Origin of the sequence: uncultured Mailhella sp. (assembly GCF_944324615.1) — a bacterium.
Taxonomy (GTDB): Bacteria; Desulfobacterota; Desulfovibrionia; order Desulfovibrionales; family Desulfovibrionaceae; genus Mailhella.
The window spans coordinates 1-8,002 of record NZ_CALUWY010000093.1; the positions used below are offsets into that span (position 1 = coordinate 1).

Consider the following 8,002-nt stretch of genomic DNA (forward strand, 5'->3'; position numbering starts at 1 on the left):
CCAAAATGTATGATGGTTGAAAAGCTTCGTGCTTTTCCGTTTTGACACACTTTTCCTTATGCACGAACCGTGCCAACTAAGATAACTTTATGATTTTACACGATATATTAAAATTCTCCCCTGAAACGGCTGCCCTTCCGCACCCGCCATTTTCGTGCATTTTTGCAACATATTTTTATAACCTGTGGAAAATAAAGGTATTTTAAGCTTGAGCAAAAAAACACTCTTCCCCGCCTTTTGCCGGTATTTTCATTGCATTTTTGCACAGAGCCGGCCGGAGCATGAAAAAACGCCCTGCTCTCCTCCCCCGCCGGGGGGCGATTCCGGGCCTTTTCCCCGAGGTGACGGAATCCGGAACACGGCACCGGCCGGGCCATGACGGCACCTTGCCGGAAAGCGGCGGGCTTCCCTTCTTCCACACCTCTGCCGCACAGGAGCTGTTCTGCCGCCCTTTTCCGGTTCCCGTTGCGCCCTTCCCCGTCAAAAAGCACTTTTCCCGGTGAAAAGATTTGACTTTTGTGCTCCGTACCCTACAAAAGAACATGGGGGAACGGTCTGCCCTCCGCCTTTGCCGCAGCGGGCGGCAAAGCATGCGCCCTCTTCCGCACGGAAAAGGCGAACGCGCCGGGAGGCCCTTCTCCGGGACTCTTACCAGGAAGCATCCATGACCAGCGACACCCTTTATCAGCGCATCAGGCAGGTTCTTCTGCACATCGACACTCTTGCCGGGGAAGGCGCCCCGGTATGCCTTGCCATAGCCGGGCCCGACACGGCTCTGACGGCACTTCTGCGCATGCCCGGCGTGCACGCACGCATTGAGCACATGGCCACAGGCAAGGCCTACACCGCCGCGAAAATGCAGTGCACCACCGCCGCCCTGCACGAACGCCTGCAGCGGGAACATCTCTCTCTGGCCGATTTCATGGACGAGCGCATGACCTCCATGCCCGGAGGCGTGCCTCTTGTGGATAAAAACGGCGAGCTTGTCGCAGGCATAGGCGTAAGCGGCCGCAGCCCGGAAGAGGACGAGGCCATGGCCCTGCGCGTGCGCGACGCGCTTCTTGAAAAGGACTAGCCAAAAAGGCGGAGGAACTCCCGTTCCCCCGCCTTTTTTCAGCACATTCTGAACGCCCCGCGTGAAGCGCTCTCCTCAGGGGTTTTCTCCCCTGCTGCAGAACGTCAGTCGAAGGTGACGCCCCTCTTCTCCAGTTCCTTGACCTTGCGGAAAATGGTACTGCGGTCCACCTGGAGTTCTCTCGCCACATTGGCGATATTGCCGTACTTGTGCATGGCGGCCCGGAGCACCACGGCCTCCATGTCCTTCATGATTTCCTTGTAGTTGCGCCCGTCGAAGGAAATGGGAGGCAGTGCGTTGTCGCTCTCCCCCGCCCGGGCGGAAAAACGGCTGACAAAGGGCAGGTGGGAAGGCTGGATGACCCGTTCCGCACAGGTGACGGCAAGGCCCTGCACCATGTTCTTGAGCTCGCGCACGTTGCCCGGCCAGTCGTGATTCTGGAGGGCCTGCTCCGCCTCCGGGGAAAATTCCATGACCCGGCCGTATTTCCGGCAATAGAAATCCAGAAAGAAACGGGCCATGGGCAGGATGTCGTCGTGCCTCTCGCGCAGGGGAGGAATATGCAGCACGGCGATCTTCAGCCTGTAGTAGAGATCACTGCGGAACTCGCCCTCGGCCACGGCCTTTTCCAGATCACGGTTGGTGGCCGCAATGACCCGCACATCCAGCTTCCGGGGCGTGGTCGCACCCACGCGCAGCACTTCGCCGTCCTGAAGAAAGCGCAGAAGGCGCGTCTGCATGGCGATGGGCAGCTCCCCTATTTCGTCGAGAAACACCGTACCCGTGGAGGCGGCTTCTATGAGCCCTACCTTGCCGTTCTTGTTCGCTCCGGAAAAGGTGCCCCCCACATAGCCGAACAGCTCCGTTTCGATGAGCTGGGGGGAAATGCTGCCGCAGTCCACCTTGATGAAGGGCCGCTCCGCCCTCCCGCTTTCCATATGAATGCGGCGGGCCAGCACGTCCTTGCCCACGCCCGTTTCCCCGAGTATGAGCACCGGCGCATCCGTCTGCGCAAGGACGCGGATCTTGTCGTGCAGGCGCGCCATGGTTGCGCTCTGCACGATTTCCGGCATCCGGCTTTCCTGCTTGGGAGCATTGCTGAGCTTGGAAAAGACGTCCAGCAGTTCCTTCTGAAAGGCCACCTTGCCCTGCAGTTCCTGAAGGCGGCTCTCGTCGCGGATGAGCGTCACACAGAAGGCCGCGGCGCCGTCGTCGTCGAAAATGGGATAGCCCTCCAGCACCAGACGACGCCCGTTGGCAAGGGTCTGCACCCGGGTGATGGATTTGCCGGTACGCAGTATCTCGGGGTTCAGAATGACGTCGAACACGCCTCTGCCCACGAACTCCTGGATGTTGTGCCCGATCATGCTCCCGTGGGGGACACCGGTGAGTTTCTCGTGCATGGCGTTCAGGAAAAGAACCGTCCCCCGCGCATCGGTCACGCAGACGCCGTCGCTGAACACGTCCAGAAGCTGATCGAGATATTCTTGCAGCATATTTGCCCACACCAGGTTGTATTTGCCTTGTTTTTTCTTGTAGCCGAAGCTTACGCCGATTGCAACGGAGGGGCCTCTGCGCCCGGAAACGGCGCCGGAAAGGCCGCTGCAGAAGCTCCTGCCCGCGCCTGCGGGAAGAAGTCCGCGCAGGAAAATTAAAACAGAAAAGCCGTGGGAACCCTGGGTTCCCACGGCCGAAAGCCTGGTGAAGCTTTTTATCAGACTCCGTATCCCAGCACTCTGGGCAGCCAGGTGGCGATGCCGGGGAAGAATGTGACGATGAGCACGCAGAGGGTGAGCGTTCCCACATAGGGGAGCACGGCCACGGCGTTACGTTCCACGGATATGCCCGCTATTCGTGACGAAACGAAGATGTTCACACCGAGCGGCGGCGTCAGCAGAGCGGTTTCGTTGGTCAGCACCAGAATGATGCCAAAGTGGATGGGGTCGATGCCGAGCTGCACGATGACGGGCAGCAGCACGGGCACCAGAATGATCAGGGTGGAGAGCGTCTCCATGAACATGCCGAGGATATACAGCACGACGATGATGAGCAGCAGAACCACCGTGGGGTTGTTGGTGAAGTCGAAAATGAGCTGCGTGAGCTTCTGGGGAGCCTGTTCGTAGGTCAGGATCTTGCCGAACAGGGTGGAGGCGCCCACGATGATGAGCACGGCGCCGCAGGTCATCACGCCTTCGATGAGGGCGAGATAGATATGTCTGGGACGCAGGGAGCGGTTCACCACAAAGCCCACGAAGAGCGAGTACATGATGGCCACCACCGAGGCTTCCACCGGCGTGGCGTAGCCGGAATAAATGGAGCCGAGGATGATGACGGGCGTCATCAGGGCAAAGAAGCTCTTGCCGCAGGTGCGGCAGAACAGCTTGAGGTTGAAGGCCGGGGTGTCGTCATCGCCCTTGAAGCCCTTGCGGCGGGCGATGATGTAGGCGGTGCTCATCATGGACACGGCCACCAGCGCGCCGGGCAGGAAGCCGGCGGTGAACATGGCCGTCACCGACAGGTTGCCCAGAATGGCGTAGATGATCATGGGGTTGGAGGGCGGGATCATGATGCCGATGGTGCCGCCGGACGAGGCCGCAGCCGCGGCATAGTCCTTGGAGTAGCCGCTGCGGACCATGGCAGGAATCATGATGGTGCCCACGGCCGCCACGGTGCCCGGGCCGGAACCGGAAATGGCGGCAAAGAAGGTGCAGGCCAGAATGGTGGTGATGCCCAGGCCGCCGTACATGCGGCCCACGAGCATTTTGGCAACATTGATGATCTGTTGTGTTATGTTGCCGTATTCCATGAGCGCGCCTGCCACCACGAAACATGGTATGGCCAGCAGCGTGAAGATGTTGATGCCTTCAAAAAGGGAGTTGTGAATGACGGACAGGGGCAGCATGCTGTCGCCGAAGAGGAGCGCCGCCGAAGAGGCGATGACGAGCGACATGAAGATGGGCATGCCCAGAAGGAGCATGAGGCCCAGAGTCACAAGGGCTATCTGCATCGTGGACATCAGACATCCTCCTCAAAGCGCACCAGACCGCTCAGGGTACCGTTTTTCCAGCGGATATAGTAGTCGGCAACGATGCGCCACGCCACCAGCACAAAGCTGAACGGAATGATGCATTCCACCCACACCTTGGCAAAGTGCATGGTGGGGGACATTTCCGGGAATTCAAAGCCTTCTTCCAGCACGGGAAGGCAGTTGAAGGCGATGAACAGCAGCGAGCCCACCCAGATGATGTCGGCAATCACGCGGAAGAACATGCGCGCGTTGTCCTTCATCCAGAGGAACTGCGCCGTCACGCGCACATGCGCGCCGCGCTTGGCCACCAGAGCCGCACCGAGATACACGGACCAGAGGAACGTATAGCGGGAAAGTTCCTCGGTCCAGGCAATGGACGTGCCCACGGTCATGCGGGCCACGACCTGCGCCGCCAGGCACAGGATCATGGCGCTCAGCATGATGCAGCACATGCCTTCTTCAAAGTAATCATATATTTTTTTCAGGATGCTCATGACTGTCTCACAAGTCTGAGAATGAACAGCGGCGGAAGAGCCGGCGGCCCCGGCATGGGAGCACTGAGGCTTTGCGGCGCCCGTACGGATCAGAGCGCCGCCGGAGCCGCCCCGCTCCGGGGAGCGGGGCGTTTATACCGAGAGAGATCAGTTGGCGCTCATGATGGCAAGAGCTTCGTCCACGAGGGCCTTGCCGCCGACCTTGTCATAGAACTGAGGCCAGACGGAGCGGGCGGCTTCCATCCAGACGGGTTCGTCGGTGAGCTTGTTGAGCACCATGCCGTGATCCAGGCAGTCCTGCAGGGCGATGGCGTCCTGTTCGTCAGCCCAGGCCCATTCCACGGCCTGCGCCTGCTTGGCGGCCTTGTTCACGAGTTCCTTGGTCTGGGGATCAAGCTTGCGATACCACTTTTCGCTCACGAGGATGGGTCCGACCCAGAGCAGATAGTGGCTTTCGGTGATGTACTTCTGCACTTCCCAGAACTTCTGGTCGCGGTTGATGGTGTGGGGGTTTTCCTGACCGTCGATCACGCCCTGCTGCAGGCCGTTGAAGGTTTCGGACCAGGCCAGAGGATGGGGTTCCACGCCCCAGGAACGGAAGGCGGCAAGCTGAAGTTCCACGGCGGGAACGCGGATCTTGAGGCCCTTCAGCTCATTGATGTTGGTGATGGGGTGCTTGGCGTTGGTGATGTGGCGATAGCCGCCGAGCAGCCAGGCGAGAGGACGGGTGCGGCTTTCCTTGACCATGGATTCCGCGAGCTTGTTCGTGAAGCCTTCGTTGGTGAAGAGCTTCTTGGCGTCTTCCAGTTTGGGGAAGAGGTAGGGCAGATACACCACGCCGGCGGAAGGAGCAAAGGGAGTGGCGTTGCCGTTGGCCACCACGGTGACGTTGAGTTCGCCGTCGCGGCACTGCTTCACGTTGGCCTGTTCGTCACCCAGGGAACCACCGTAGAAGGTCTGAACCGTGATCGCTCCGTTGGATTCCGTTTCAATGATCCTCTTGAACTCTTCCAGCGCGGTCACATGCAGGCTGCCCTGAGGGTTTGCCGTGGCGGCGCGGATGGTCATTTTCTTGTACTCGGCGGCGTTACCAGTGCTCACGGAAAGCAGGAGGGCAAGGGCTGCGAGCCCGCAGATCAAACGTTTCATACTTCCACTACCTTGTAAAAAGTTCCTGTCGCCCACTCGGGGCCGGCCTCAGGCCGAACGATGACTCACAGAAAAACTCCGTTGTCGCCTTCCGCAACACGAAATTTTTCACATATTGTCTGAAAATTATGCAAGAAACATGCCAATGAAAAATCAGTAACAAGAACTGTTAGTAATAAGATAACATACTGATTTTTCTTTTACTTTTTTATTCTGTTATTTTTTTTCTCATGATTTCTTTTTCCCGCTTTTTCCACCATGGGTGCTCCCTCCCGCTTTTTTTCATGATAGCTTTTATTAACTTATTGATTTTACAAAAGATATTCTTACTTTGTGTAAAAATGCAACAAGGCTGCAAAACTGCACAAAAGCCTCTTTTTACCTATCCTCCCATAGTTTTTCCTTTTTTTTCCTTTTCTGTGCATTTTTGCATTCAAAGGAGGGAAAAAAGGCTCCGGACGCCGTCTTTTCCGCGTCGTGTCTCCCGAAGTTCCGGAAGAGACGACAAATCAATAAATTTTTCACAATAATAAAGACAAGCTGTTGAAGCGCGATATGCACGCCTTTTTTTCCGCATGCCCTTTCCCTTACTGCTGCAGCCGGAGAAATGCCTTTTTTGTCTTCGGCACTGAAGTCCGGCAGAAAAAAGGCATCATGTACTCTTTATCACAATATGCGTTTCCCTCCGCTTTGTCCCTCCCGCCGCTTTTCCCTCCGAAGGGGCGAAAAGGTGTCGCAAAAAGGCCCGCAGAGGCGTATGCCGCACACCGGAATGGACATGAGAGGTGCCGGCCTTCCGCGGCAGGGCTTGCCCCCTTACCCCATGCCGGAAAAGCCCCTTCCGGCCCTCTGCCCGCCGTTTTTTCCTTCTCCCGAGGGGCCAGGGGAACCTGTGCCGTTCCGCCCGCAAAGGCCTTCTCAGCGCGTGCATCCCCCTGCCGCCCGCCGACGCCCTCCCCTGCCGGCGGATACAAAAAAAGCCGCCGGGCGGGCTTTTCTGAAAAAGTCCCGTCCGGCGGCATGGGCCGGTCACCGGCAGAAAAAAGCCCGTGCCTCCGGAGGAAGCACGGGCTTTCGTATTTACTCGCCCTTGTAGGCGGCCAGCTTTTCGTTGAGCCGCCTCATGAACTCTTCATCGGCCTGCACGCCTTCCAGAAGGTAAGGACGGCCGATATACCCGTACTTGGGCTGGCCCATGCGATGATAGGTCAGCGCTTCGTACCTGATGTTGGGACGGAAGGGAATCATGCGGCGGATGGCCATGATTTCTTCTTCCGTATCGTTGAAGCCCGGAATTACGGGCGTACGGATGAGGATGGGCAGATCCGGGAAATGTTCGAACACATAGTTGATGTTCTGCAGTATCTGCACGTTGTCGCGGCCGGTGAAGGTCTTGTGCTTTTCCGCATCCAGAGACTTGATGTCGAAAATAAGCTGATCCAGCAGGGTGCAGGCTTCGGCAAGCACCTTGGTGGGATAGTAGCCGCAGGTTTCGATGGTGGTGGAAATACGGTGGCGTCTGGCCTCGCGCAGAAGGGCCAGAGCAAATTCCGGCTGGGCCAGAGCCTCGCCGCCGGAAAGGGTGATGCCGCCGCCGGAGCGGGCATAGAACACGTCGTCTTCTTCCACCTGGGCGATGATGTCTTCCACGCTGGCCTTATAGCCGTAGAAGGACTGAGCGCCCGTGGGGCAGGCGTTCACGCAGGCCCCGCAGCCGTTGCACTTGGAACGGTCGTAATAGTTGATGCCGTTCACCACGCTGATGGCGCCCGTGGGGCAGGCATGGGAACAGCGGCCGCACACGTCCGCCGAAAGGCAGCGCGAAGGGTTGAAGGCCCGCTCAGGCGTGAAGAGCTGAGATTCGGGGTTGCTGCACCAGCGGCAGCGAAGAGGGCAGCCCTTGAAAAATACCAGCGTACGGATACCCGTGCCGTCGTGCACACTGAACTTCTGCACGTTGAAGATCATGCCTTTTACTTTGGCGTCCTGCATATTCACTGTTCTCCGTAGGTGCGATGAAAAGGCGGTGATGACCGCCGCTTTCCCCTGGGCACGTTGACGCGGCACCGCCTGCGATGCCGCGTCAACGTCGTCCCGAGGAGGGAGGAGAGTTTCCTCTCCGGCGGCCGGGGAGAAAACTCCCCGGCCTGGTTCTATATCAGGTTCTCCGAACCGATGCCTTACATATCGGTGTGTTCGGTACGGGCGATGACGTCGTTCTGCAGGTCACGGGAGAGGTCGCAGAAGTAGGCGCTG

At 58.4% G+C, this 8,002-nt stretch carries 6 protein-coding genes; 1 reads left to right on the forward strand and 5 read right to left on the reverse strand.

Translation table 11 applies throughout. The features are described 5' to 3' along the window. The first annotated feature begins 664 nt into the window (after positions 1 to 664). Positions 665 to 1,075: a heme-binding protein gene (locus tag Q0K07_RS12435; protein ID WP_294559649.1), complete on the forward strand. Its 411-nt coding sequence runs from the start codon at positions 665 to 667 to the stop codon at positions 1,073 to 1,075. A 104-nt stretch (positions 1,076 to 1,179) separates the two neighbouring features. Here the strand turns inward: Q0K07_RS12435 and Q0K07_RS12440 are convergent, their stop codons facing one another. The 5 genes from Q0K07_RS12440 to Q0K07_RS12460 form a co-directional block, all read right to left on the reverse strand. Continuing rightward, entirely contained in the window at positions 1,180 to 2,571 is a 1,392-nt protein-coding gene (locus Q0K07_RS12440; RefSeq protein WP_294559651.1) for a sigma 54-interacting transcriptional regulator, read from the reverse strand. A 218-nt stretch (positions 2,572 to 2,789) separates the two neighbouring features. Then, complete coding sequence (locus tag Q0K07_RS12445) at positions 2,790 to 4,091, reverse strand: TRAP transporter large permease (protein WP_294559653.1); 1,302 nt, start codon at positions 4,089 to 4,091, stop codon at positions 2,790 to 2,792. Then, a complete protein-coding gene (locus tag Q0K07_RS12450) occupies positions 4,091 to 4,597 on the reverse strand; it encodes a TRAP transporter small permease (protein WP_294559655.1) in 507 nt (168 codons plus the stop codon). Before Q0K07_RS12450 ends, Q0K07_RS12445 begins: the two co-directional genes overlap by 1 nt. A gap of 147 nt (positions 4,598 to 4,744) precedes the next feature. After that, positions 4,745 to 5,746, reverse strand: a complete 1,002-nt coding sequence (locus tag Q0K07_RS12455; protein WP_294559657.1) for a TRAP transporter substrate-binding protein — start codon at positions 5,744 to 5,746, stop codon at positions 4,745 to 4,747. Between the two features lie 1,080 nt (positions 5,747 to 6,826). Continuing rightward, the gene (locus Q0K07_RS12460; protein WP_294559659.1) at positions 6,827 to 7,738 is read right to left on the reverse strand and encodes a glycyl-radical enzyme activating protein; all 912 of its coding nucleotides are present in this window, start codon (positions 7,736 to 7,738) and stop codon (positions 6,827 to 6,829) included. Positions 7,739 to 8,002 lie beyond the last annotated feature (264 nt).